This is a genomic window from Bradyrhizobium iriomotense (genome assembly GCF_018129405.1).
Classification (GTDB): Bacteria; Pseudomonadota; Alphaproteobacteria; order Rhizobiales; family Xanthobacteraceae; genus Bradyrhizobium; species Bradyrhizobium iriomotense_B.
The window spans coordinates 370,029-392,512 of the sequence record NZ_JAFCLP010000002.1; the positions used below are offsets into that span (position 1 = coordinate 370,029).

24 protein-coding genes are annotated in these 22,484 nt (G+C 64.2%); 15 read left to right on the forward strand and 9 right to left on the reverse strand.

Annotation, left to right across the window (positions count from 1 at the left end; genetic code table 11):
• Positions 1–60: 60 nt before the first annotated feature.
• Positions 61–423 carry an SPW repeat protein gene (locus JQ592_RS06465; protein ID WP_211402061.1) on the reverse strand — a complete coding sequence of 121 codons (363 nt, stop codon included), beginning with the start codon at positions 421–423 and terminating at the stop codon, positions 61–63.
• 247 nt (positions 424–670) lie between these two features.
• Here JQ592_RS06465 and JQ592_RS06470 point away from each other — a divergent pair, with 247 nt between their 5' ends.
• Positions 671–853: a hypothetical protein gene (locus JQ592_RS06470; RefSeq protein WP_028171775.1), complete on the forward strand. Its 183-nt coding sequence runs from the start codon at positions 671–673 to the stop codon at positions 851–853.
• A 126-nt stretch (positions 854–979) separates the two neighbouring features.
• Positions 980–2,410 (forward strand): type I glutamate--ammonia ligase, encoded by a 1,431-nt coding sequence (glnA, locus tag JQ592_RS06475; protein WP_211402062.1) that lies wholly within the window; start codon positions 980–982, stop codon positions 2,408–2,410.
• Positions 2,411–2,427: 17 nt separating this feature from the next.
• Here glnA and JQ592_RS06480 read toward each other — a convergent pair whose 3' ends face one another.
• Positions 2,428–2,937: a YbhB/YbcL family Raf kinase inhibitor-like protein gene (locus tag JQ592_RS06480; RefSeq protein ID WP_246820201.1), complete on the reverse strand. Its 510-nt coding sequence runs from the start codon at positions 2,935–2,937 to the stop codon at positions 2,428–2,430.
• Positions 2,938–2,961: 24 nt separating this feature from the next.
• On the opposite strand from JQ592_RS06480, the gene JQ592_RS06485 reads away from it, so the two are divergent.
• From JQ592_RS06485 to JQ592_RS06495, 3 genes are read left to right on the forward strand one after another with little or no spacing between them, the layout of a single operon-like run.
• Positions 2,962–4,002 carry a ribonuclease Z gene (locus JQ592_RS06485; protein WP_211402063.1) on the forward strand — a complete coding sequence of 347 codons (1,041 nt, stop codon included), beginning with the start codon at positions 2,962–2,964 and terminating at the stop codon, positions 4,000–4,002.
• Between the two features lie 21 nt (positions 4,003–4,023).
• Complete coding sequence (locus tag JQ592_RS06490; protein ID WP_211402064.1) at positions 4,024–4,704, forward strand: phosphoribosylanthranilate isomerase; 681 nt, start codon at positions 4,024–4,026, stop codon at positions 4,702–4,704.
• 38 nt (positions 4,705–4,742) lie between these two features.
• Positions 4,743–5,228, forward strand: a complete 486-nt coding sequence (locus JQ592_RS06495) for an adenosine-specific kinase (RefSeq protein WP_183238967.1) — start codon at positions 4,743–4,745, stop codon at positions 5,226–5,228.
• A 40-nt stretch (positions 5,229–5,268) separates the two neighbouring features.
• On the opposite strand, the gene JQ592_RS06500 is transcribed toward JQ592_RS06495, so the two are convergent.
• Together JQ592_RS06500 and JQ592_RS06505 are read right to left on the reverse strand one after the other, a co-directional pair.
• Positions 5,269–5,655, reverse strand: a complete 387-nt coding sequence (locus JQ592_RS06500; RefSeq protein WP_211402065.1) for a YybH family protein — start codon at positions 5,653–5,655, stop codon at positions 5,269–5,271.
• Between the two features lie 17 nt (positions 5,656–5,672).
• The gene (locus tag JQ592_RS06505; RefSeq protein ID WP_211402066.1) at positions 5,673–7,349 is read right to left on the reverse strand and encodes a glutamine--tRNA ligase/YqeY domain fusion protein; all 1,677 of its coding nucleotides are present in this window, start codon (positions 7,347–7,349) and stop codon (positions 5,673–5,675) included.
• A gap of 144 nt (positions 7,350–7,493) precedes the next feature.
• On the opposite strand from JQ592_RS06505, the gene gltX reads away from it, so the two are divergent.
• The 9 genes from gltX (at position 7,494) to JQ592_RS06550 (ending at position 17,487) form a co-directional block, all read left to right on the forward strand.
• Complete coding sequence (gene gltX / locus JQ592_RS06510) at positions 7,494–8,921, forward strand: glutamate--tRNA ligase (protein ID WP_211402067.1); 1,428 nt, start codon at positions 7,494–7,496, stop codon at positions 8,919–8,921.
• A 146-nt stretch (positions 8,922–9,067) separates the two neighbouring features.
• Positions 9,068–10,372 carry a citrate synthase gene (gene gltA, locus JQ592_RS06515; protein WP_211402068.1) on the forward strand — a complete coding sequence of 435 codons (1,305 nt, stop codon included), beginning with the start codon at positions 9,068–9,070 and terminating at the stop codon, positions 10,370–10,372.
• Positions 10,373–10,471: 99 nt separating this feature from the next.
• Positions 10,472–11,176 (forward strand): hypothetical protein, encoded by a 705-nt coding sequence (locus tag JQ592_RS06520; protein WP_246820202.1) that lies wholly within the window; start codon positions 10,472–10,474, stop codon positions 11,174–11,176.
• Between the two features lie 126 nt (positions 11,177–11,302).
• Positions 11,303–12,481, forward strand: coding sequence for an ROK family transcriptional regulator (locus tag JQ592_RS06525; RefSeq protein WP_211402526.1), 1,179 nt, complete (start codon positions 11,303–11,305; stop codon positions 12,479–12,481).
• Positions 12,482–12,540: 59 nt separating this feature from the next.
• On the forward strand, positions 12,541–13,827 hold the full coding sequence (locus JQ592_RS06530) for an ABC transporter substrate-binding protein (RefSeq protein WP_211402069.1): 1,287 nt from the start codon (positions 12,541–12,543) through the stop codon (positions 13,825–13,827).
• 71 nt (positions 13,828–13,898) lie between these two features.
• Positions 13,899–14,747, forward strand: a complete 849-nt coding sequence (locus JQ592_RS06535) for a carbohydrate ABC transporter permease (protein ID WP_246820289.1) — start codon at positions 13,899–13,901, stop codon at positions 14,745–14,747.
• Complete coding sequence (locus JQ592_RS06540; RefSeq protein WP_211402071.1) at positions 14,740–15,597, forward strand: carbohydrate ABC transporter permease; 858 nt, start codon at positions 14,740–14,742, stop codon at positions 15,595–15,597. The genes JQ592_RS06535 and JQ592_RS06540 overlap by 8 nt, the downstream gene beginning before the upstream one ends.
• Positions 15,598–15,607: 10 nt before the next feature.
• Positions 15,608–16,723, forward strand: a complete 1,116-nt coding sequence (locus tag JQ592_RS06545) for an ABC transporter ATP-binding protein (protein WP_211402072.1) — start codon at positions 15,608–15,610, stop codon at positions 16,721–16,723.
• A complete protein-coding gene (locus JQ592_RS06550) occupies positions 16,720–17,487 on the forward strand; it encodes an SDR family NAD(P)-dependent oxidoreductase (protein ID WP_211402073.1) in 768 nt (255 codons plus the stop codon). The genes JQ592_RS06545 and JQ592_RS06550 overlap by 4 nt, the downstream gene beginning before the upstream one ends.
• 54 nt (positions 17,488–17,541) lie before the next feature.
• Here JQ592_RS06550 and lpxB read toward each other — a convergent pair whose 3' ends face one another.
• The 3 genes from lpxB to lpxA are packed head-to-tail and all read right to left on the reverse strand — an operon-like array spanning position 17,542 to position 20,385.
• Positions 17,542–18,720 (reverse strand): lipid-A-disaccharide synthase, encoded by a 1,179-nt coding sequence (gene lpxB, locus JQ592_RS06555; protein ID WP_211402074.1) that lies wholly within the window; start codon positions 18,718–18,720, stop codon positions 17,542–17,544.
• Entirely contained in the window at positions 18,717–19,574 is an 858-nt protein-coding gene (locus JQ592_RS06560; protein ID WP_211402527.1) for an LpxI family protein, read from the reverse strand. Before JQ592_RS06560 ends, lpxB begins: the two co-directional genes overlap by 4 nt.
• Positions 19,575–19,593: 19 nt before the next feature.
• Positions 19,594–20,385, reverse strand: coding sequence for an acyl-ACP--UDP-N-acetylglucosamine O-acyltransferase (gene lpxA, locus JQ592_RS06565; RefSeq protein ID WP_211402075.1), 792 nt, complete (start codon positions 20,383–20,385; stop codon positions 19,594–19,596).
• Positions 20,386–20,544: 159 nt separating this feature from the next.
• On the opposite strand from lpxA, the gene JQ592_RS06570 reads away from it, so the two are divergent.
• Positions 20,545–20,868: a KTSC domain-containing protein gene (locus tag JQ592_RS06570; RefSeq protein ID WP_211402076.1), complete on the forward strand. Its 324-nt coding sequence runs from the start codon at positions 20,545–20,547 to the stop codon at positions 20,866–20,868.
• Positions 20,869–20,890: 22 nt separating this feature from the next.
• Here JQ592_RS06570 and fabZ read toward each other — a convergent pair whose 3' ends face one another.
• Both fabZ and lpxD read right to left on the reverse strand, forming a co-directional pair.
• Positions 20,891–21,352 (reverse strand): 3-hydroxyacyl-ACP dehydratase FabZ, encoded by a 462-nt coding sequence (gene fabZ, locus JQ592_RS06575; protein WP_183238958.1) that lies wholly within the window; start codon positions 21,350–21,352, stop codon positions 20,891–20,893.
• Positions 21,349–22,416, reverse strand: coding sequence for a UDP-3-O-(3-hydroxymyristoyl)glucosamine N-acyltransferase (lpxD, locus tag JQ592_RS06580; protein ID WP_211402077.1), 1,068 nt, complete (start codon positions 22,414–22,416; stop codon positions 21,349–21,351). Before lpxD ends, fabZ begins: the two co-directional genes overlap by 4 nt.
• Between the last annotated feature and the right edge of the window lie 68 nt (positions 22,417–22,484).

A 22,484-nucleotide genomic window follows, 5' to 3' on the forward strand; every position in this document is an offset into this window, starting at 1 on the left:
ATCGCCTCTCCTCCGGCCGCCATACGATGGCGGTCGGAGAAGAGCCGGCAAGCTCTCGTCTCAGCCGGCGCGGTGCGGCCAGTGATCGTGCCACCAGGCGCTGAAGTCACGATCGGTCGTCAGCTCCCAGCCACCGAGCAAGATCACCAGCAGGCCCGACAATACGCTGCTCGCCGTGGCTGCTGCCTGGTCATAACCTATGGTCCAAGGCACCAGCACCAACGCCAGGCCCAGCAGCATTTCGCCCCACTCTTCCAGGTAGGACGGGATGAAAAAGGCCTCTACGGCAAACAGCATGACGCCGAGCCCGAGCGCGATGGTGATCCAGACCGCCGCCCCGGATAAGCCGAGGACAAAGGATGACAGGACCAGCCATACGCCTACCAACAGGCTGGCAGCGTCTTGCCAATGTTGGATGCGCATGATGCTCACCTCCCTTCTGGTATTGATATGGGGGGCGCGCCGACGATGAACCATCCGTCCGGCCTGCGTTGTGTTGCCGCGAGGGCCGGACCGGGAGCCGGCGTCCAAGCCCGGCCGCCCATGCCCCGGAGAGGGCCCTTGCGAGTGCGGCGCACCCGGATGCAGACTGTCGCCGCTAGAAAGGTGTCAATGTCGACCGTTCCCGGTGCCGCGGAAGTTCGCGCCCGGAGCAGAGGGAGATGACGCCATGCGAGAAATGGAAATCCACGACTATGCGCGGCAGTTGCTGGAAGCCCATGGCCCCAAGGCCATTGCGGAAGCCGCTCAAAACGCCATCGACCTCGAGCAGAAGGGCGAGCTCGAATTGGCAAAAACCTGGCGGCACATCGAAGATGCGATGAAGCTGATGCGCGGGCCACACCAAAGCTGACTGCCGGCGCGCAAAGCTTGCCTGACTGCGGCGACAACGCCGAACGTGGACCACAGTCCGTCGCGAGCCGCTAGGTTGCGGCCGAACGGCTACGCGATCTCGGGACGCTGACCTGGGAGCGAAGCCATGGTTGCGAAATGTACGACAGCCGAAGACCTCGTGAAGGCGATCACGGACGAGAAAGTCCAGATGATCGATTTGCGGTTCACCGACCTGCCGGGGATGTGGCAACATTTTTCCGTGCCGCCGAGCGCGGTCAATGCCGATGCACTCAATGAGGGCCTTGGATTCGATGGCTCATCGATCCGCGGCTTCCAGGAGATCCAGGAAAGCGACATGCTCGTCGTCCCGGATCCGACGACGGCCTTCGTCGATCCCTATAGTCCGGCCAAGACGCTGGTTCTCATCTGCAACATCCGCGACCCCGTGACCGGCCAATCCTATAACCGGGACCCCCGCTACATCGCCCAGAAGGCCGAAACCTACCTTAAGGGTACCGGGCGTGCCGATACGAGCTATTTCGGCCCGGAGGCCGAGTTCTTCGTCTTCGACGAGGTCCGCTACGGACAGGGCATCAACTTCGCCATGCACGCAATCGACTCCAGCGAAGGCAGCTGGAACACCGGCACGGATGAGGGACCGAATCTCGGCCACAAGCCGCGCCCGAAAGAGGGATACTTTCCCGTTCCTCCGACCGACAGCATGCAGGCGTTACGCACCGAAATGGTGCTGACGATGGAATCTCTGGGGATCCAGATCGAAGCCCATCACCATGAGGTCGCGACCGGCGGTCAGAACGAGATCGACATGCGCTTCACCACGTTGACCCGCATGGCCGACAATTTGATGATCTACAAATACGTGGTCAAGAACACCGCGCATCAGCATGGCAAGACCGCGACATTCATGCCGAAGCCGCTGTTCGAGGACAACGCTTCGGGCATGCACGTTCACCAGTCGCTCTGGAAGGGCGAGACCAATTTGTTCTACGACAAGGGCGACTACGCCGAGCTGAGCCAGCTCGCGCGCTACTATATCGGCGGGCTCTTGAGCCACGCCTGGGCGTTGTGCGGGCTCTGCGCCCCCACCACGAATTCCTACCGGCGCCTGGTGCCGGGTTATGAAGCTCCGATCAACCTCGTCTACTCCCAGCGCAATCGCTCCGCCTGCTGCCGGATTCCGATGTATTCGCCGAATCCGCGGGCAAAGCGCGTCGAGTTTCGTTCACCCGATCCATCCTGCAATCCCTATTTGGCCTTCGCCGCGATGCTGATGGCCGGCCTCGACGGTATCGACCGACGGATCGATCCCGGCAGCCCGATCGACAAGAACCTCTACGATCTCCCGCCGGCGGAAGCGAAGGAGGTGAAGTCGACGCCGGGATCGCTTGACCAGGCGCTCGACGCGCTCGAGCACGATCACGCCTTCCTGCTCCGCGGCGATGTCTTCACCGCCGACGTGATCGAAACCTGGCTCGACTACAAGCGCAAGAAGGAGGTCGACCCGATCCGGCTGCGACCGCATCCTTACGAGTTCCATCTCTACTACGACATCTAGGGCATTTTTTCGCCGGCCTACCTCTCATACCAACCGACGAGGGTCGCTTCCGCGATCACGTGCTTGCGCGCCTCTCGCTCGATGTCGCCGCAGGATGCATTGGCCTTTGCCGGCAGGCCCTCCATCGAGAGGGCAAGCAGTCGGAAGTGATAATGATGAGGCCCATGGCCATGCGGTGGACACGGGCCGCCATAGCCCACCCTCCGAAAGTCGTTGACGGCTTGCTTCATTCTGGCGTTCTGCGCGGCGTTGATCGCAAATTCCGTGACCGCCGGCGGAATGTTGTAGACTGCCCAATGATGCCATTTGCCGGCGGGCGCATCGGGATCGTCGCAGAGCAGGACAAGACTGCGCGCCCCCTCCGGCGCGTCGCTCCATTGCAGAGGTGGCGAAAGATTTTCGCCATCACAGGTAAACCGTCGCGGAATTGCGGCACCATCGGCGAAGGCGCTTGAAACGAGTTTCATGACTCTCTCCTCGATCCGATTGATGTATTCTAGCTCGATCCTGCCCGGTGCGGAATCCATCGCCGTCCCCTAAGATGAGGGGAGATGCATTTGGGACTGTTGCAGCACAGAATTGTTGTCATGCGACCGCTTTTCCATCCGAGCCTGGTCAACGGTCGCTACGGCGATCCGACGGTCTACGTCGAAACGTTGTTCGAGAAACGAAGTCTGCTGTTCGATATTGGAGAGATTGCTTCACTGGCGCCACGGAAGATTCGACGCGTCGACCAGGTCTTTGTTTCACATGCGCATATCGATCATTTCGTTGGCTTCGACCATCTGCTGCGTTTGCTCGTCGGGCACGAGAAATCGGTGCAGCTGTTCGGTCCGCCCGGCTTTGCCGAGCACGTCTTTCACAAGCTTCAGGCCTATCGCTGGAACCTGGTCGAAAACTATCCCTGCGACCTTGTTTTCGACGTCAGCGAACTTGAAGCGGAAAATTCCATGTCCACCACGCGGTTCCGGCTGAGGAAAGGCTTCGCGGCAGAGCCATCCGTCTCTCGCAAGACCATTGCGGGCGTACTCTGCGATGAACCGACCCATCGCGTGTCAGCCGCGATCCTTGAGCATGGCACGCCCTGCCTCGCCTTTGCGCTGCAGGAGGCGGCCCATGTCAACGTATGGAAGAACAGGCTGTCGGAGCGTGGACTACCCGTCGGTCCCTGGTTGCTGTCGCTGAAGAAGGCCGTCGTCGAGCGTCGCGCGGACGATCATTTGATCCGTATCGAAGAAGCGGCCAAGTCGGATCGCCTCGTGCCACTCTCAAGCCTGCGCGATCTCGTGACGGTCACTGCCGGCCAGAAAATCGCCTATGTGACCGATGTTGCCGACACTCCGGCCAATCGTGCCGCCATCGTGGCGCTGATTCAGAATGCAGACATCCTCTTCATCGAGGCGGCGTTTGCGGACGCAGACGCCGCAATAGCGAAGGAGCGGGCTCATCTTACCACCACGGCTGCCGGAGAAGTCGCACGGGAAGCCAATGTCCGCCGCGTCGAGCCTTTTCACTTCTCTCCGCGCTATGCGGGAGAGCAGGAGCGGATGCTGGCCGAGGTGACGGCAGCGTTCGAGGCATATCGCGCCTGAGACTCGGAGAGGTTACGCCCGATGTTGACCCAGATTTATGAAATCTCCACCCCCGAAGAGGCGTCCGCACTTTCAGCCATTAGCGTCGACCATATCGGCGTGCTCGTCGGAGACGGCCAATTTCCGCGCGAACTGCCGATCTCGGCGGCTTCCAAGATCGGCGCGGCAATTGTACCGCCATCGAAATTCTCGGCACTGTTTCTGACCCGCGATCTCTCCTTGATTGCGTCGTGGGCGCGCGAGCTCAACCCTGCGATCGTCCATTTGGGAGCCAGCGCCGAACTGCTCTCCCCGCAAGATGTTGCTTCGCTCAAACGCATGTTGCCCGGGATCGTCGTGATGAGAAGCATACCGGTGTTCTCCGAGGAAAGCGTCGCGATTGCCCAGAGCTACGTTGGCATTGCAGACTTTCTGCTGCTCGACAGCTATCGGTCCACGGACAAGCAGATCGGCGCGCTCGGCGTGACGCATGATTGGAATATCAGTCGCCGCATCGTGGACCTCGTCCGTGTTCCGGTCGTCCTCGCCGGCGGCCTCGGACCGGACAACGTCGCAGGAGCGATCCGAACTGTCCGTCCAGCCGGCGTCGACTCCAAGACGAAGACGGATCAGGACGGTTCGCATGCCAAGGATCTGGAGCGAGTCCGCCGGTTCCACGAAGCGGCTCGGGCAGCGGCTGACAATCGCTTTCCGTCGGCCTAACATGCATCGCGTAAGCTCTCCCCCGGAGGAGCGCGGCCATGGAACTCACCGTCGTACCCATCGTCAAGCCGGACGCGGCCAACTTCATCTTCGGTCAGTCGCATTTCATCAAGACCGTGGAAGACCTCCACGAGGCGCTCGTTGGCACGGTTCCGGGCATCCGCTTCGGGCTGGCCTTCTGCGAGGCCTCCGGCAAGCGGCTGGTGCGCTGGTCGGGCAATGACGAAGCGGCCCTCACCCACGCCCGCAACAACGCATTGGCCATCGGCGCCGGCCACACTTTTCTGATCTTCCTGGGCGACGGGTTCTTTCCGGTCAACGTCCTAGCTGCCGTTCGCTCGGTGCCGGAGGTCTGCCGCATCTACTGCGCGACGGCCAACCCCACGCAGGTGATCGTCGCGCAAACGGAGCTCGGCCGTGGCGTGCTCGGCGTAGTGGATGGCGCCTCACCGCTGGGTATCGAGACCGACGCTGACATTGCGTGGCGGAAGGACCTCCTGAGGAAGATCGGCTACAAGCTGTAGCGACCGGATGAAGCGGGTGCGATGAAGTACGCCTCCAGCGCTAGATCAGCGCAGCCTTGGACGACACGTGGTGGCTCGCGATCTTCCAGTCGCCGTCTTCGCGCACGATCACCCAGGTGAGTTTGACCGAGAGCGGCGCGGCCTCTTCGTCGAGGTCGAATGATGCGACCGCGGCCATGTTAATCACATCGGGCACGACCTGAGCCGCAGCCACCGCAGAGAATCCGACGCTCGGCTGGCGCCATCGCGGCAGACCATTGAAATAGTCCGCCACCCCGTCCCTGCCCCGATAGAGTTTCGGGTTGGAGCCGAAGAAGAACGCGTTCTTCGCGTACAGCGACGACAGCGCCGCCGCATCGAGCTTTGCGAAGCCGGCGCACCATTTCGCGATGATGGCGGAAACGATGGCGTCGGCCTCTCTGCTCATGTCCGCCTCAGCCCCTCTCAGCCCTTGGCGACTTCCTTCGCGAACGTGTCGCGCAGGCCGATGGTACGCGAAAATACCGCCTTTCCGGGCGTGGAATCCTTGTCGCGCACGAAATAGCCCTGGCGCTCGAACTGCATCGGCTCCATCGAATTGCTCTCGGCCACGGAAGCCTCGATCCGCGCATCGGAGAGGATCTCCAGCGAGTTCGGATTGAGATCGGCGGCAAAGTTCGAGGCATCCGGGCTCGGGTTGGAGAACAGCTGGTTGTAGATGCGGATCTCCGCCGGCTTCGACGCCGCCGCCGGCAGCCAGTGCATCGTCGCCTTGACCTTGCGGCCGTCGGGCGCATTGCCGCCCCTGGTCGCGGGATCGTAGGTACAGCGCAGCTCCACCACCTCGCCTGCGTCGTTCTTGATCACGCCGGTGCACTTGACGAAGTAAGCGTAGCGCAGCCGCACCTCGTTGCCGGGCGACAGACGGAAGAACTTCTTCGGCGGGTTCTCCATGAAGTCGTCCTGCTCGATATAGAGCTCGCGGCCGAACGTGATCTTGCGCGTGCCGGCGCTAGCGTCGTCGGGGTGGTTGATCGCCTCGAGCTCCTCGGTCTGCCCTTCCGGATAGTTCTCGATCACGACCTTGAGCGGCCTCAAGACCGCCATGCGGCGCTGGGCGGTGCGGTTCAGCTCCTCGCGGATGCAGAATTCGAGCATGCCGACATCGACGACGCTGTTGGCTTTCGCAACGCCAATGCGCTTGACGAATTCGCGCAGCGCCGCCGGCGGCACGCCGCGGCGGCGCATGCCCGCCATCGTCGGCATGCGCGGATCGTCCCAGCCGGCGACGTGGCCGTCGCGGACGAGCTGCGTCAGCACGCGCTTGGACAGCACCGTGTAGGTCAGGTTCAGCCGCGCGAACTCGTACTGATGCGGCTCTGACGGCACCGGCAGCTTCTCGATGAACCAGTCATAGAGCGGCCGGTGATCCTCGAACTCCAGCGTGCAGATCGAGTGCGTGATGCCCTCGATGGCGTCCGACTGGCCGTGGGCATAGTCGTAGCTCGGATAGATGCACCATGCGTCGCCGGTGCGCGGATGGTGCGCATGCAGGATGCGGTACAGCACGGGGTCGCGCAGATTGATGTTGCCCGCGGCCATGTCGATCTTGGCCCGCAGCACGCGCGCCCCGTTGGGGAATTCACCGGCCTTCATGCGGCGGAACAGGTCGCGGTTCTCCTCCACCGGGCGGTCGCGGAAGGGCGAGTTCTTGCCGGGCTCGGTCAGCGTGCCGCGCGAGAAGCGGATCTCCTCCTGGGTCTGGTCGTCGACATAGGCGAGCCCGTCCTGGATCAGCTTCTCCGCCCATTCATAGAGGCGGTCGAAATAGTCGGAGGCGAAGAACAGGTTCTTGCCCCAATCGAAGCCGAGCCAGCGCACGTCGGCCTGGATGGAATCGATATATTCCTGCTCTTCCTTGACCGGGTTGGTGTCGTCGAAGCGCAGGTGGCAGCGTCCCGGAAACTCCTGGGCGATGCCGAAATTGAGGGCGATCGACTTGGCGTGACCGATATGCAGGTAGCCGTTCGGCTCCGGCGGGAACCGGGTCACGATCTCCTTGTACTTGCCCTGATCGAGGTCGGCCTGGATGATGTCACGAATGAAATCGCGCCCAACCTCAGTCGCCACCGGTTCTGTCATTACGAAAATCCTGTAGGGAAATCAGCGGTCCTTCTGCCAAATTCGCGTGGCCGCGCCAAGGGCCCAAGCCGTCCGCCGTCGGGCTTTAGTTATGCTCCGGTCCTGCTATACACCACCGCCTCCAATGCATAGGCCCTGCCAAGAATGACCGATTCCGTCGTCACCCGCTTTGCCCCCTCGCCGACCGGCTTCCTCCATATCGGGGGCGCCCGTACGGCGCTGTTCAACTGGCTCTACGCCAAGAAGCATGGCGGCAAGATGCTGCTCCGGATCGAGGATACCGACCGGGAGCGCTCCACCGAGGCCGCGATCGGCGCCATTCTCGACGGATTAAGGTGGCTCGAGCTCGGCTGGGACGGCGAGGTCATCTACCAGTTCAGCCGCGCCGCCCGCCACCGCGAGGTCGCCGAGCAGCTGCTCGCCGACGGCAAGGCCTATCGTTGCTACGCCACGGCGGAGGAGCTCGCCGCGATGCGCGAGAAGGCACGCGCGGAGGGCCGCACCCGCCTCTATGACGGCATGTGGCGCGACCGCGACCCGGCCACGGCGCCGGGCGACGTCAAGCCGACCATCCGCCTGCGCGCGCCGCAGACCGGCGAGACCGTGATCGAGGACCAGGTCCAGGGCCGCGTGGTCTGGCAGAACGAGAACCTCGACGATCTCGTGCTTTTGCGCGGCGATGGCAATCCGACCTACATGCTCGCCGTGGTCGTGGACGACCACGACATGGGCGTCACCCACGTCATCCGCGGCGACGACCATCTGATCAACGCCGCCCGCCAGAAACAGATCTACGACGCGATGGGCTGGGCGCTGCCGAGCATGTCCCACATCCCCCTCATCCACGGCCCCGACGGCTCAAAGCTGTCGAAGCGGCACGGCGCGCTTGGCGTCGATGCCTACCGTGCCATGGGGTACCTGCCGGCCGCGCTCCGCAACTATCTCGTCCGCCTCGGCTGGAGCCATGGCGACCAGGAAATCTTCTCGACCGAGGAGATGATCGAAGCGTTCGACCTCGCCAGCGTCGGCCGGGCCGCCGCCCGCTTCGACTTCGCCAAACTGGAGAACCTCAACGGCCATTACATCCGCCACGCCGACGATCAATCACTCGTGAGGATGTTCGAGGACGTGCTCGACCATGTCGTGCCCAGCCGCGACGACATTAAGGCGAAGTTAAACGACAGCACGCGGGGGCAGCTTCTCAAGGCCATGCCGGCCCTGAAGGAGCGCGCCAAGACGCTGCTCGAGCTGATCGACGGCGCCTATTTCATCTTCGCCGACCGGCCGCTGCAGCTCGATCCCAAGGCGCAGGCGCTGCTGACCCCTGAGAACCGCAAGCTGATCGGCCAGCTTCATTCCGCGCTGGAGAAAGTCGAGACGTGGAGCGGCGCCACAACCGAGGCCGCGCTGCGCGCTTTTGCCGAGGAAAATAGTCTCAAGCTCGGCGCGGTTGCCCAGCCCTTGCGGGCGGCGCTGACCGGACGGACCACATCGCCTGGTATATTTGAGGTATTGGACGTGCTGGGACGCCAGGAAAGCCTGGGGCGGCTTAAGGATCAGGCTACGACGTAAGTAGGCCATGCGTGCGGGTGATCTTGCAGCGCACACAGCAATAATATACCCATCTCCCCCGTACCTTCTGGAACATCCGGCCTGCCCCGCCATCTCATCGGGGCCTTCCGGGTCCGGCCCGTTTCACCATACATCGGGGACCTCTGATGGACGCAAAAGAAAGCCCAAAGACCGCCACGCTGACGGTCGGAAACAAGAACTACGATCTCCCGATCCTCAGCGGCAGCGTCGGGCCCGATGTCGTCGATATCGGCAAGCTCTACGGCCAGTCGGGTCTGTTCACCTACGATCCCGGCTTCACCTCGACCGCGAGCTGCCAGTCCAAGATCACCTATATCGACGGTGATGCCGGCGTGCTGGAATACCGCGGCTATCCGATCGAGCAGCTCGCCGAGCACGGCGACTTCCTGGAGACCTGCTATCTCCTGCTCTACGGGAACCTGCCGACCGCTGAGCAGAAGAGGGATTTCGATTACCGCGTGACCCATCACACGATGGTGCACGAGCAGATGGCCCGCTTCTTCCAGGGCTTCCGCCGCGACGCCCATCCGATGGCGATCATGGTGGCGGCCGTCGGCGCCCTCGCCGCGTTCTATCACGACTCCACCGACATCAACGATACCAAGCAGCGCATGATCGCCTCCATGCGCATGATCGCGAAGATCCCGACGCTGGCGGCAATGGCCTACAAATACACCGTCGGCCAGCCCTTCGTGTATCCCAAGAACTCGCTCGGCTTTGCCGAGAACTTCCTGAACATGTGCTTCGCAGTGCCTTGCGAGGACTACAAGGTCAGCCCGGTTCTCGCCGACGCGCTGGAGAAGATCTTCATCCTGCACGCCGACCACGAGCAGAACGCCTCGACCTCGACGGTGCGCATCGCCGGCTCCTCGGGTGCCAACCCGTTCGCCTGCATCGCGGCCGGCATCGCCTGCCTCTGGGGCCCCGCGCATGGCGGCGCCAACGAAGCCGCGCTCAACATGCTCTACGACATCGGCACGGTCGACAAGATTCCCGAATTCATCGCCAAGGTGAAGGACAAGAATTCTGAAGTCCGCCTGATGGGCTTCGGTCATCGCGTCTACAAGAACTACGATCCGCGCGCCAAGATCATGCAGAAGATGTGTCATGCCGTTCTCAAGGAGACCGGCCATGGCGACGATCCGATGCTGAAGGTGGCGATGGAGCTCGAGAAGATCGCGCTCAGCGATCAGTACTTCATCGACCGCAAGCTCTACCCGAACGTCGACTTCTATTCGGGCATCACGCTGAAGGCGATGGGCTTCCCGGTCTCGATGTTCACCGTGCTGTTCGCGGTCGCCCGCACCGTCGGCTGGATCAGCCAGTGGAGCGAGATGATCGAGGACCCGCAGCAGAAGATCGGCCGTCCGCGTCAGCTCTACACCGGCGTCACCAAGCGCGATTACGTGCCGATCAAGGATCGCAAGTAAGTCTTCGGCCACTGCGGCCTTCGATGCGGCGCCATCTCACGATGGCGCCGTTTTTGTTTGGCAGGCTACCGAAGAGGCAGCAAGGCGCAGGACAAGCCGATGCGGATCACGAACCCGGTGGACGGATTGTTGCAGGTCGTGGCCTGTTCGCCGTTCCCCGATGCGGCCGGCGAGATGGTCCTTTATCCCAGATGCGACATTGACGGGGTGATCACCGCGGAACGCCTCGCTGCGGCGGCCGTGCAGTATAGCGGCTATGACGTGCCCAAAGCGAAATGGCCGCGCCCTGGTGTGATGCTTCCAGTGACCGTGGACCTCGCTGATCCCACGCGGTTCACGATCGAATGGGATCGGGTACCGACCGGACCGGAAGCCTCCGAAAAGCTGGCGGTACATTTGCGTGGCGAGCAGCAGGCCGACACGCCCGGCCGCCGCCCGTTTCCCCGCGTCTGGCGCGAGGTTGAACACGCTACGTCCTCGCCGGCGCTGATCAATGGGCTTACGCCGCAGCAGACGGAGATTGCGCTGGCCGGCGGCGGCGCCGCGCTCGGGCTGGTTCCGGCGACGGCGAAGGTCTTGAGCGCGCATGAGGTGCAACCGAGCAGCGCACCCGGCGGGACGTGGGACATCGCCGTCGCGGTGAACGACCCGAACGGCGGAGCCGCCTGGGAAGCGGTCACGCGCATGTCATTCAGCAGCTCAAGCCACCGCGAGCGCCGCACCGCCACTGGGGTCGAGTTGCCAGTCCTGGTCGATCCCGACAACCGCAAACCGATCATCGTCGACGTCGCGCGTCTGTCCTGAGTGGCGTCGTTCTCTCCAACCTTGCTGCCGCGCACAACAACAAGTCGCCGCATCGCGCCGGCAAAGGCTTGACAGTCGAAACGCTCAGCGCGCAAATTCTTACACTAAGTAAGAATGACGACAGGGATGGAAATGCCGGAGCAGCCGAGAAGTCGGCGGCAGACGCGTGCTGCCATTTTGACTCATCTGCTTCAGTCGGGCGGCTCGTTTCGCCCGCCGCTGGCCAAGGCCGTTCGTCTGTCTGAAGCGAGCCTGTCGCGCATCCTGTTTGACCTCAAGGCCGAAGGTCTGATCGAGGAAGTGCGGCGCCCTGCCCCTTACGTCGGCGGCCCCACGGCGCTCGTCGCACTCGATGGCTCGGTAGCCCTCGCCGCCTTCGAGTTGAGCACTCAGCGGCTCAGTGTCGGTGTTGGCAGCCTGTCGGGCGAGCTGCACTACACGGAGCGTGTACCGCTGCCGAAAACGCCGACTATCGAATCCGTCGGCCGTGTGTTCCGCGAGGCGATGACGTTGCTGCGCGACTGGACGCGGCGCCGCCGCATCACCCTCGCGCAGATCGGCGTCTCCATTCCCGGCCTCGGCCGGCTCAGCGTGTCGGGCAATCCGATCATTCCCTGCGATGTCGGACGCATCCGCGACATGCTCGACGGCATGTTTGCCGGCGTGCCCGCCGAGTTCACCAATTCGGTCGTGGCGCACGCCACCTTTCACCGCTGTCGCACGGAAAACTATCCCTTCAGCGACACGCATCTGTTCGTCCTTGTCAGCCACGGCGTCGCGGGCGCCTGGATGGACGATCCGGCCGAAGCCGACGCCCTGCAACCGATCGAGCTCGGCCACATGGTGTTCGGGCCGGATGGACCGCGCTGCCGCTGCGGACATCATGGCTGCGTCGAGGCCTACACGTCGCTGCAGGCCCTGGCTGAGCTTCTTGGCGTTTCCGAAACCGAGTTGCTTCAGCTCGGCCACGAATGGGTTAACGCGATCCCGCTCTCATCGCGCGTTCGCCAGGAGTTGCGCCGGCGGCTGTTCCGGCTCGGCCTTGCGATCGGCAACACGCTGAACGTGAAGCCTTGCGGCGGGGTCGCGATCAGCGGCTGGCCGTCGCTGCTCGCCGAGGATGACCGCAAGGCTGTGGTCGAGGGGATCGACGCCTGCCTGCTGGGCGGTCGCAAATTGGCGCAAGTGTCCCTCGCCTTCGTGCCGCCCTCGACCGGCAACGATCCGCAGGCCGCACTCGCCTTCGCCGCCTTCTGCCTCGCCAGAAGCGGCGGCATGCCCGCCGCATCGACGGAGGCCGCCTGACATGCCCTGAGCCGCGCAGTCTGCACGCGCCACGAAAGTTCACACCGGGAGGAACTGCCATGCCGATCACAACAACAAGGCGTCGTCTGCTCGCTGGATCCGTTGCCGCGCTCGCGCTGCCGTCATTTGCCCGCGCCCAAAGCGCGGTCAAGCCGCGCCTGACCGCGATCTCGCAATGGTCCGCGGGCAGCGACGGAGCGGCGATCACGGCGCTCGGCAAGAAATTCGAGGAAAAGGGCGGAGTCTGGCAGCACTCGCCCGTCCCCGGCTTCACCACCGAGATGATGAACAAGCTGCGTGCCCAGATCATCGCCGGCGATCCGCCGGCCTGTTCGCAGCTCAAGGGCCCGGAAATCGCGGCCTGGTCGAAGATTGCCCCGACCGTCGATCTCGACGCCATCGTCGCGGCCGCCGGTTACGAAAAGGTCGTCGCTCCCGACCTTGCAAAATTGCACAAGCCGGGCGGAAAGTGGATTGCGCTGCCCTTGCAGATCTACAGCACCAACATGCTGTTCCTGTCCAAACGCGCGATGGACAAGGCCAAGACCGACAAGATCCCCGTCACCTGGGCCGACTTCAACGATCTCGCCGAGAAGATGAAATCGGGCGGGATCACCTATCCCATCGCCAATGGCGGCACACGCCCCGACGACGGACAGAAATTCGAGGCCTCGCTGGCCGGCATCAGTCCCGCAGCCTACCGCGCGGCCATCATGAATCTCGACAAGAAGGCCCTGGAAGGGCCCGAGATCAAAGCCGCCTTCGTACAGGTCCGCAGGATCTCCGAATGGATGGACCCCAATGTCGGCGCCCAGCCCTATGCCACCAATTTGAAGCGTTTCATCGACGGCGAGATGGGCATGATGATCCAGGGCGGCTGGGCGCAGGGCGTGCTGCGCAACGCCGGTTTCAAGTTCGACGATTTCATCATCGTGCCGGGCCCCAGCGACAACGGCAAGCCGGTGTTCCTGCTGAATGCCGACGCCTTCATCTTCTGGCAGCGCAAGGAGCCAGATCTGCAGGCCGGACAGACACTGATGGCCCAGCTCGTCATGGATCCGGCGATCCAGACCATGTATTCGCAGATCACGGGATCGATCCCCGTGCGCACCGATGTCGACCTCTCCGGTGAGGGCTGGTCGGACGGTCAACGACGAACTGCAGCTGCGCTCAAGGACGCCGTCGCCAACAATCAGGCCGTCCTCAGCCTCGCCCACAACATGGCGCAGGAAAACGGCCTGACCGCCGCGATGATCGACGTGCTCACCGAATACGTGAAGAACAAGACGATCAAGCCTGAGCAGGCAGTCACCCGCCTTGCCGAGGCCGTCGAGGGCGCGCGTTGACCGACATCGCCTCTCCAGCAACGGGCCGGCCGGCGCTATCAGGCGTGGTCGGCCGGCTGCCCGAATATCTGATGATCTGGGTGCCGTTGCTGTTGTCCGCCGCGCATCTCATCTCGTTTTCGCTGTGGACGATCTGGATTTCCTTCACGCCATCCACGCTCGTCCCTGTTACGGGCTGGGTGGGGATGCGCAACTACACGGCGGTCCTGGCGTCACGGAACTGGCAGATCGCCTTCGACAATTTGCTGCTCTTCGGCAGCGCCTTCGTGCTGCTGAGCCTGGTGACAGGCCTCATGCTTGCGATCCTGCTCGATCAGCGCATTCGCGGCGAGAATGTGCTGCGATCCATCTTCCTCTACCCCCTGGCGGTGTCGTTCGTCGTCACCGGCACAGTCTGGAGCTGGCTGCTCAATCCCGGCATCGGGATCCAGAAGCTCGTCCACGATCTCGGCTGGACCTCCTTCCGCTTCGACTGGCTGGTCGACCGCGACATGGCGATCTGGACCATCGTCATCGCTGCGATCTGGCAATCATCGGGCTTCGCCATGGCGCTCTTCCTTGCCGGCCTCCGGTCCGTCGATGCCGACATCATCAAGGCCGCGCAGATCGACGGCGCCGGACCGGTCCGGACCTACTGGCGCGTCATCCTCCCGACGCTCTGGCCGATCACCATCACCGTCATCGTCGTCCAGCTGCAGTTCGCGATCTCGGCCTTCGATCTCGTCCGCGCCCTCACCAATGGCGGGCCCGGGATCGCGACCCAGCTGCCGGCCCTCGTCGTCTACGACCTCATGTTCCAGCGCAGCCAACTTGGCCGGGGCGCGGCGGCGGCGGTGCTGATGCTGCTCATCCTTCTCGCGGTGCTGCTGCCCTATGCGGCGTGGCGGTATGTCCAACGACGGCGGGCCACCCATGCGTGAGCGAACCTTCGCGCCGAGCCGGCTTCTGATCTATCTCGTTGTTTCGCTGATCGCGGCGGCCTATCTCGCGCCGCTGGTTGTCGTCGTCCTGAACTCGCTCCGCACCAACGAAGAGATCGCGCAGGCCTCGATGATCGGCTGGCCGCAACAATGGGCCTGGAGCAACTATGCCAGGGCCTGGAGCGGTTTCTGCGTCGCCGAAACCTGCGCCGGCATCCGGCCCTACATGCTGAATTCCGCACTCGTCACGATCCCCGCGACGATCATCTCGACGCTGCTCGGCGCGATTGCCGGATACGCCGTGTCGCTCTGGCGTTTTCGCGGCGACAACTGGATCTACGGTATCGTGACCCTCGGCCTGTTCCTGCCCCAGCAGATGCGCCTGCTTCCCTGGACCATCGTGCTGCGGGACATCGGCCTCATCAACACGCTGACGGGCCTCGTGCTGATCCACACCATCCAGGGGCTCTCCTTCACCACGCTGTTCTGCCGGAACTACTATGTCGCCATTCCACATGAATTGATCAGGGCTGCGCGCATCGATGGCGCCGGGTTCTTTCGCATTTTCTGGCGCATCATCCTGCCGCTCTCGGCTCCCATCCTGATCGTCACCGTGATCTGGCAGTTCACGCACATCTGGAACGAGTTCCTCTATGGCGTGACGTTCACGACCGGCCAGCAGCAGCCCGTCACGGCTGCGCTCATCGCGCTGTCTGCCGCAATCGCTGACATCCCGCAGCATGGCGTGCAGAGCGCTGCGGTGATCATCGCGGCGCTGCCCACATTGTTGATCTATCTCCTCGGCGGCCGGTACTTCGTGCGAGGCCTCACCGCCGGGGCCGTGAAATGATGAGGCCATCATGGCAGCACTGAGCATTCGCGCCCTGTCGAAGCGCTACGCCAATCTGGAGGTGCTGAAGGGCATCGATCTCGACATCGAGAGCGGCGAGTTCACCGTGCTGGTCGGGCCCTCCGGCTGCGGCAAGTCCACGCTGCTCAACATCGTCGCCGGGCTCGATCGTCCCAGCGACGGCACGATCGAGATCGGCGGGCGCGTCGTCAACGATGTCCCGCCCAAGGACCGCGACATCGCCATGGTGTTCCAGTCCTATGCGCTCTATCCCTCCATGACGGTGCGCCAGAACATCACCTTCGGCATGGAATGCCGACGCGTCGCCAAGGCGGAGCAGGAGAAGGCGCTTGCGAACGTCGCCCGGCTGCTCCAGATCGAGCCGCTGCTCGGCCGCAAGCCGTCGCAGCTCTCAGGCGGCCAGCGTCAGCGCGTGGCGATGGGCCGGGCGCTGGTGCGCAATCCCCTGCTCTTCCTGTTCGACGAGCCGCTCTCCAATCTCGACGCCAAGCTGCGCGTCGAGATGCGGATGGAGATCAAGCGCCTGCATCAGCGCATCGGCGCCACCATCGTCTACGTCACCCACGACCAGATCGAGGCCATGACGATGGCGACGCGGATCGCCGTGATGCACCGCGGCGTGGTGCAGCAGTTTGCCGATCCCGACACCGTGTACCGCTATCCCGCCAATCTGTTCGTCGCCCGCTTCATGGGCTCGCCGCCGATGAACACGATGCCGGCTCGGCTCGAGGCAGATGGTAGCGGGCCGGTGGTCGTGATCGGCGCCGGGCGCTCCGACGAGGTGCGGCTGCATCTGCAGGGCTACGATGCCGCCGCATCTTATGTCGGCCGCGAGGTGGTGCTTGGGATCAGGCCGGAATGCATCGCCGAAGGCGACCGCGCATTCTCCGGCACGTCCGGCGCGCCGGTCGTCGTCACCGCGCCGGTCGAGATGGTCGAGCCCACCGGGGCCGAGACCATCGTCCTGCTGCGGCTTGGCGGCGAGTCCGCCCAGGCGCGCATCTCGCCGGACGTCCGGCCCGCGCCGGGCACCTCTGCCCCCTTTGCGCTCGACACCCGCCGCCTTTGCCTGTTCGACCCCGAGACGGAGCGACTGATCGCATGACAAAGACGAACTATGCCGGCCTCACCAACCGCGTGGTGCTGATCACCGGTGGCGCCAGCGGCATCGGTGCCGCCTTCGTACGCGCCTTCGCAGGCCAAGGCGCCCGCGTCGCGTTCCTCGATGTCGACGAAGCCGCAGGCGGCGCGCTGGTGAAGGAGGTGGCCGCGGTGTCCGACACGGCGCCACTGTTCGTACCTTGCGACCTCCTCGACATCGACGCTCTGCGCGCCGCGATGGCAGAGGTCCAACGGAAGCTCGGCGACGCCGCGGTGCTGGTCAACAACGCCGCCAACGACCAGCGCCAGGTGCTCGCGGAGATTACGCCCGCCGAGTTCGACCGGATGATCGGCGTCAATCTGAAGCACGTCTTCTTTGCCGCACAAGCCGTGGTGCCGCAGATGCAGGCGCGCGGCGGCGGCTCGATCATCAACATGTCGTCGATCGCCTGGATGCGCGGCGCCCCGGCGCTGCCGGTCTATGCCGCGGCGAAGGCCGCCATCGTGGGCTTCACCAACTCGCTGGCGCGGTCCGTCGGCCCCGACCGCATCCGCGTCAACGCGATCGCGCCGGGCATGGTGATCACCGAACGCCAGCGCCGGCTGTGGTATCCGGACGAACGGGTCATCGCAGAGTTTCGCACCCGCCAGGCCATTCCCGATGCGGTGACGCCCGAGGACATCGCCAATATGGCGCTGTACCTCGCATCCGACGAAAGCCAACGCATCACCAGTCAGTGTTTTCGGGTCGACGGCGGCTTGGCCTAGGGCAGTGTCGTAGGGTGGGCACGCTGCGCTTTGCCCACCCTACAAGACCGTCGTCTACCGTCGCGCCTTCCGCATCGTCGCGAGCACGACATCGGCGGCGAGCACACTTGGCGACTTATTACCTGTCGACATGATCTGATCGAGCCGGGCCAAGGCTTCGACCTGCCGCCTGCGCAGCGGCGTGTCGGTCAGCACCTCCGACAGCGCCCGCGCGAGCTTTTCCGGCGTGCAGTCTTCCTGCAAATACTCCGGAATCACATCCTCGCCGATCACGAGATTGGCGAGGATCACCGAGGAGACGCGGATCGCACGGCGCAGGATGAAGGCCTCGATCGCGCCGACACGATAGGCCGTCACCATCGGAATGCCTGACAGCGCGAGCTCGAGCGTCACCGTGCCGGACTTCGCCAGCGCGGCATGCGCGATCCGGAAGGCGGCGCGCCTCTCGGCCTCGCCGATCACGATTTGCGGCTTCACCGGCCAGCTCGCAATGCCTTCGCGCACGTTGGCCTCGAGATGCGGCATGGTCGGCAGCATCAGCTCGAAGGCGCACCCCTGCCCCTGCAACCGGCCGAGCGCCGCGCCAAACACCTCGAGATGATGCCGGATCTCACTGCGGCGGCTGCCCGGCAGCACCAGCAGCACCGGCGGCTCACTATTGCGGCGCTTCTGCTCCTCCACATTCGGCCGCAGCGAGGACAATTGCTCGATCAGGGGATGGCCGACATAGCTGCAGGGCGGCCCGCCGAGCTTGCGGTATTCCTCCGGCTCGAACGGCAACAGGCCGAGCACATGATCGACATAGCCGAGCATGGTCCGCGCCCGTCCGGGCCGCCAGGCCCAGAGCTGCGGCGAAACGTAGTCGACGACCGGGATCGCAGGATTCTTCGCGCGCACGCGACGTGCGACGCGATGGGTGAAGTCCGGGCTGTCGATGATGACGAGCGCGTCCGGCGCGGCCTCGGTCACGGCGTCCACGGTCTGGCGGATCAGCCGCAGGATCTTCGGCAATTGCTGCGCCACCGCAGCGAAACCGACGATCGACAGCTCCTCGATCGGAAACAGCGTCTCCAGCCCTTCGCGCGCCATGGTGCGGCCGCCGACTCCCTCGAACTGCACGCCATCGCCGAGGCGCTGGCGCAGCACCTTCATCAGGGCCGAGCCGAGACGGTCGCCGGATTCCTCCGTGGCGATCAGAAAAATCTTTCGCTTGGGATCGCGGGTCTGCATCATTTGGGCAGGCCGATCACGAAGAGATATTTGGCGTCCGCAAGCGCGATCATCGCCTGCGGCTCTGCGGCAATCGTGTTGCCGGCGATGACGGCGATGCCGGCAAGGCCGGCCTTGGCGACCCCCTCGATGGTGCGCGGGCCGATCGTCGGCAGGTCGAAGCGCAGATCCTGGCCGCTCTTCGGCGCCTTCACCAGCACGCCGCGGCCGGTGGCGGCGCGGATGCGGCCCTCCTCGCGCAGGCGCGCGACGCGCGCGAGCAGCGCGTCGGTGCCCTCGATGTCCTCTACCGCCACCACATGGCCGTCGATCACGACGGCAGCCTGGCCGATGTCGAACGGGCCGAGCGCGGTCAGCACCGCGCGCCCGCGCTCGATATCGACCTTGGCATTGTCATTCGGCCAGGCACGACTGATGCAGCCTTCGGGCATCAGCAGGTCTGGCGCGACATCCTTGATGCCGACCATGCGAAAGCCGTCCTGCTCCAGGAGGCGGCCGACGCCGGAGAGAAGATGATCATCGCCGCCGCGAAAGGCGCGGATGACGTTGCCGAGCAGGCGCAGCGTCTTGATGTCGAACCGGATCTCGGACAACGAAGGCCGCACCAGGGTGCCGATGAAGATCAGGTCGCGGCAGCCTTCCTCGCGGAACAGCCGCATGGCGCGACCGAGCTGGCCGACCGATATCCAGCGATGGCGGAATTTCTCTACCCGCGCCGGATCGCAGGCTCCGCGCAGCGGAAACAGCACCGGCGTGATGCCGCGCGCAGCGAGCGACTCGGCCACCGCGAATGGCATCGCGCCGCCGCCCGCGACCACGCCGACCGGCGATGAAATCTCCGAAGCCGCCGATGTCATGTCCGCGGCCATCGCAGCTTCACTTTTCGATGGCGGGAAGACAGAGCGGGCGCTTGCCCTTGCCGATGAAGTCGAGGATTTCGGCTATGGCCGGATCTTCCCCCGCGAGCGGCCGCGCCGCCTCGAGCCGCTCGGCGAACGTTCCGGGCCCGTGAAAAAGCTTCTGATAGAAGCCGCGCACCGTCGCGAGCCGTTGCTTGGTGAACTTGCGACGCTTCATGCCGATGATGTTGAGGCCCTCGAGCACCGCATACTGGCCGTTGACGAGGCCGAACGGAATGATGTCGTCACGCACGCCGCACACGCCGCCGACCATGACCTGCGGCCCGATGCGGGTGAACTGGTGCACCGCGGATAGGCCGCCGATGAAGACGAAGTCGCCGATCTCGGCGTGACCGCCGAGCGTGGCCGAGGTTGCGAAGATCACGTCGTTGCCGACATGGCAGTCGTGGCCGACATGGCTGCAATTCATGAAGTAGCCGCGGTCGCCGACCGTGGTGATGCCGCCGCCGGCGACGGTACCGGCGTTCATGGTCACGGATTCGCGGATGGTGCAGCCTGAGCCGATCTCGAGCTTCGTCAGCTCGCCCCGATAGCTGAGCGACTGCGGCGGCGTGCCGAGCGAGGCAAAGGGATAGATGGTGCAATCATCGCCAATGGTGGTCTGCGCCGTGACATGCACGTGCCCGATCAGCTTGCAGTTCGCGCCTATCACGACATTCGGGCCGATGATGCAATAGGGTCCGATCTCGGTGCCCTCGCCGATCACGGCGCCGTCCGCGACCCGTGCGGTGGGATCAATCCTGCTCATCAAAAAGGTCTGCTTATGTGTTGAAGTCGCTCGCTTTTCCGGTGGTTAGCGCGACTATGCCCGATCTGTCCAGTGACGTATCATCTCGGCGTGTTTCAAGTGCCGGATGAGGCCGGCGTCCCGGCCCTTCAACGTGTTCATGTGGAGCTTGAAGTTAACATGGTCAGGGCCCTGGCACTTCTGTTCGCACAGCTCGCGGCTGCGCCTGTTGTCTCCGAAACGGTCGAGATCGGCGAGCGCCACCGCGTCGATCTCGGGACATTCGAGTGCCGCGACATCACCCGCAGCACGGTGCTCCAGCGGGTCTGCTACGATCGCGCGCGGCAGGACCTCGTCGTCGTGGCGGGCGGCGCCTATGACCGCTATTGCGGCGTGACAGCCGACACGGTCGAGCGTCTCCTCGGCGCACCGTCGATGGGCCAGTTCTTCAACCAGAATATCAGGCGCGAAACCGCCGGTAGCCGCTACGACTGCCACGCTTGAATCCATTCGCGCAGTTGGTCCCTCAGTCCGTCAGCATGGCGCCGACGTCGGCCTCCGCAACGACCTGGCCGTTGACCTTGGCGTCACCGTGAAACCACCACATGGTCTTGCGGCGGCCGAGCGAGCGCATGTGATACTCGATGGTATCGCCGGGCAGCACGGGCTTGCGGAACTTGCACTTGTCGATGGTGAGGAAATACACCGCGCGCGGCTTCTCGGTGCCCTCGACCGATTTGATGCCGATCACGCCCGCCGTCTGCGCCATCGCCTCGATCATCATGACGCCGGGATAGACCGGGCGCTCGGGGAAATGCCCCTGGAAGGCCGGCTCGTTGAAGGTGACGTTCTTGATGCCGATGCCGCTGTAATCGGCGCGGATGTTGATCACGCGATCGATCAGCAACATCGGAAAGCGGTGCGGCAGCGTCTGGAGGATCGCGTTGATGTCCACCAGCTCGAACTTGATAGGCGATTCCTCCGTCATTCCCGTCCCTCGTCCTTCGGATCGGCCTTGCTGTCGCGTACCAGGCGCTCCACCGCGATGATCTCCTTGAACCATTGTTTGGTCGGCTTGGCGAAATGCCCGCCCCAGCGGCCGCCCGGCGGAATGTCGTCCTTGACCGCGCTCATCGCGGTCACCTGGGCTCCATCGCCGATCTTGAGGTGATTGTTGATGCCCACCTTCGCTCCGAGCGCCACGTTGTCGCCGATAGTCAGGCTGCCCGCGAGGCCGATCTGGGCCGCCAGCAGGCAGTGCCGGCCGATCGTCACATTGTGGCCGATCTGGACCTGATTGTCGATTTTGGTCCCCTCGCCGATGACCGTATCCCGCAAAGACCCGCGGTCGATCGTGGTATTGGCGCCGACCTCGACGTCGTTCTGGATCAGCACGCGCCCGGTCTGCGGCACCTTCAGATGGCCTTCGGGGCCGAAGAAGATGAAGCCGTAACCGTCCTGGCCGATCGAGCAGCCCGGATGGATCAGGACGTTGTTGCCGATCAGGGCGCACTGGATCGCGGTACGGGCGCCGACATTGCAGTCGCGGCCGATCTTGACGCCGGGGCCGATCACGGCGCCGACGCCGACCACGGTGCCGCTGCCGATCTCGACATCGGCACCGATCACCGCCAGGGGATCGACGATCACGCCGTCCTCGAGCCGAGCCGTGGGGTCGATGATGGCCGACGGCGCGATGCGGTCATTGCCGACCCAGGATTGCGGCCTCAGCGCGTCGCCGTGCCACTCCCGTGCGATCCTGACGAAGGCGCGGAAGGGCTGCGCCACCCGCAGCACGGCCACATGCGCCGGCACCTCGGCCTCGAAGCGCGGACTGACCAGACAGGCCCCCGCCTTGGTTGCCCTGAGCTGATTGGCGTATTTGAGGTTGTCGAAGAATGCCAGATGCATCGGGCCGGCTTCGTCGAGCGAAGCCAGGCCCGTGATGACGTGGCCGCCCCTCTCGGGGTCGACCAGTTGCGCCTTGGTCAGCGTGGCAATGTCGGCCAGCGCTGTGGCTGGCGGCTTTGTGAAGAAGGTCGGCTGCGCCATTCCACCCCGTCGCGGTCCGGCTTCGGCATGAAGCGGTCTGGCCGCATCATGCCTTATCTCATGGATTG

Bases quoted from the DNA above. Each gene is read 5' to 3' on its own strand.
- JQ592_RS06465 (WP_211402061.1), bottom strand. From the start codon at position 423: ATGCGCATCCAACATTGGCAAGACGCTGCCAGCCTGTTGGTAGGCGTA.
- JQ592_RS06470 (WP_028171775.1), top strand. From the start codon at position 671: ATGCGAGAAATGGAAATCCACGACTATGCGCGGCAGTTGCTGGAAGCC.
- glnA (WP_211402062.1), top strand. From the start codon at position 980: ATGGTTGCGAAATGTACGACAGCCGAAGACCTCGTGAAGGCGATCACG.
- JQ592_RS06480 (WP_246820201.1), bottom strand. From the start codon at position 2,937: ATGGATTCCGCACCGGGCAGGATCGAGCTAGAATACATCAATCGGATC.
- JQ592_RS06485 (WP_211402063.1), top strand. From the start codon at position 2,962: ATGCATTTGGGACTGTTGCAGCACAGAATTGTTGTCATGCGACCGCTT.
- JQ592_RS06490 (WP_211402064.1), top strand. From the start codon at position 4,024: ATGTTGACCCAGATTTATGAAATCTCCACCCCCGAAGAGGCGTCCGCA.
- JQ592_RS06495 (WP_183238967.1), top strand. From the start codon at position 4,743: ATGGAACTCACCGTCGTACCCATCGTCAAGCCGGACGCGGCCAACTTC.
- JQ592_RS06500 (WP_211402065.1), bottom strand. From the start codon at position 5,655: ATGAGCAGAGAGGCCGACGCCATCGTTTCCGCCATCATCGCGAAATGG.
- JQ592_RS06505 (WP_211402066.1), bottom strand. From the start codon at position 7,349: ATGACAGAACCGGTGGCGACTGAGGTTGGGCGCGATTTCATTCGTGAC.
- gltX (WP_211402067.1), top strand. From the start codon at position 7,494: ATGACCGATTCCGTCGTCACCCGCTTTGCCCCCTCGCCGACCGGCTTC.
- gltA (WP_211402068.1), top strand. From the start codon at position 9,068: ATGGACGCAAAAGAAAGCCCAAAGACCGCCACGCTGACGGTCGGAAAC.
- JQ592_RS06520 (WP_246820202.1), top strand. From the start codon at position 10,472: ATGCGGATCACGAACCCGGTGGACGGATTGTTGCAGGTCGTGGCCTGT.
- JQ592_RS06525 (WP_211402526.1), top strand. From the start codon at position 11,303: ATGGAAATGCCGGAGCAGCCGAGAAGTCGGCGGCAGACGCGTGCTGCC.
- JQ592_RS06530 (WP_211402069.1), top strand. From the start codon at position 12,541: ATGCCGATCACAACAACAAGGCGTCGTCTGCTCGCTGGATCCGTTGCC.
- JQ592_RS06535 (WP_246820289.1), top strand. From the start codon at position 13,899: ATGATCTGGGTGCCGTTGCTGTTGTCCGCCGCGCATCTCATCTCGTTT.
- JQ592_RS06540 (WP_211402071.1), top strand. From the start codon at position 14,740: ATGCGTGAGCGAACCTTCGCGCCGAGCCGGCTTCTGATCTATCTCGTT.
- JQ592_RS06545 (WP_211402072.1), top strand. From the start codon at position 15,608: ATGGCAGCACTGAGCATTCGCGCCCTGTCGAAGCGCTACGCCAATCTG.
- JQ592_RS06550 (WP_211402073.1), top strand. From the start codon at position 16,720: ATGACAAAGACGAACTATGCCGGCCTCACCAACCGCGTGGTGCTGATC.
- lpxB (WP_211402074.1), bottom strand. From the start codon at position 18,720: ATGATGCAGACCCGCGATCCCAAGCGAAAGATTTTTCTGATCGCCACG.
- JQ592_RS06560 (WP_211402527.1), bottom strand. From the start codon at position 19,574: ATGACATCGGCGGCTTCGGAGATTTCATCGCCGGTCGGCGTGGTCGCG.
- lpxA (WP_211402075.1), bottom strand. From the start codon at position 20,385: ATGAGCAGGATTGATCCCACCGCACGGGTCGCGGACGGCGCCGTGATC.
- JQ592_RS06570 (WP_211402076.1), top strand. From the start codon at position 20,545: ATGGTCAGGGCCCTGGCACTTCTGTTCGCACAGCTCGCGGCTGCGCCT.
- fabZ (WP_183238958.1), bottom strand. From the start codon at position 21,352: ATGACGGAGGAATCGCCTATCAAGTTCGAGCTGGTGGACATCAACGCG.
- lpxD (WP_211402077.1), bottom strand. From the start codon at position 22,416: ATGGCGCAGCCGACCTTCTTCACAAAGCCGCCAGCCACAGCGCTGGCC.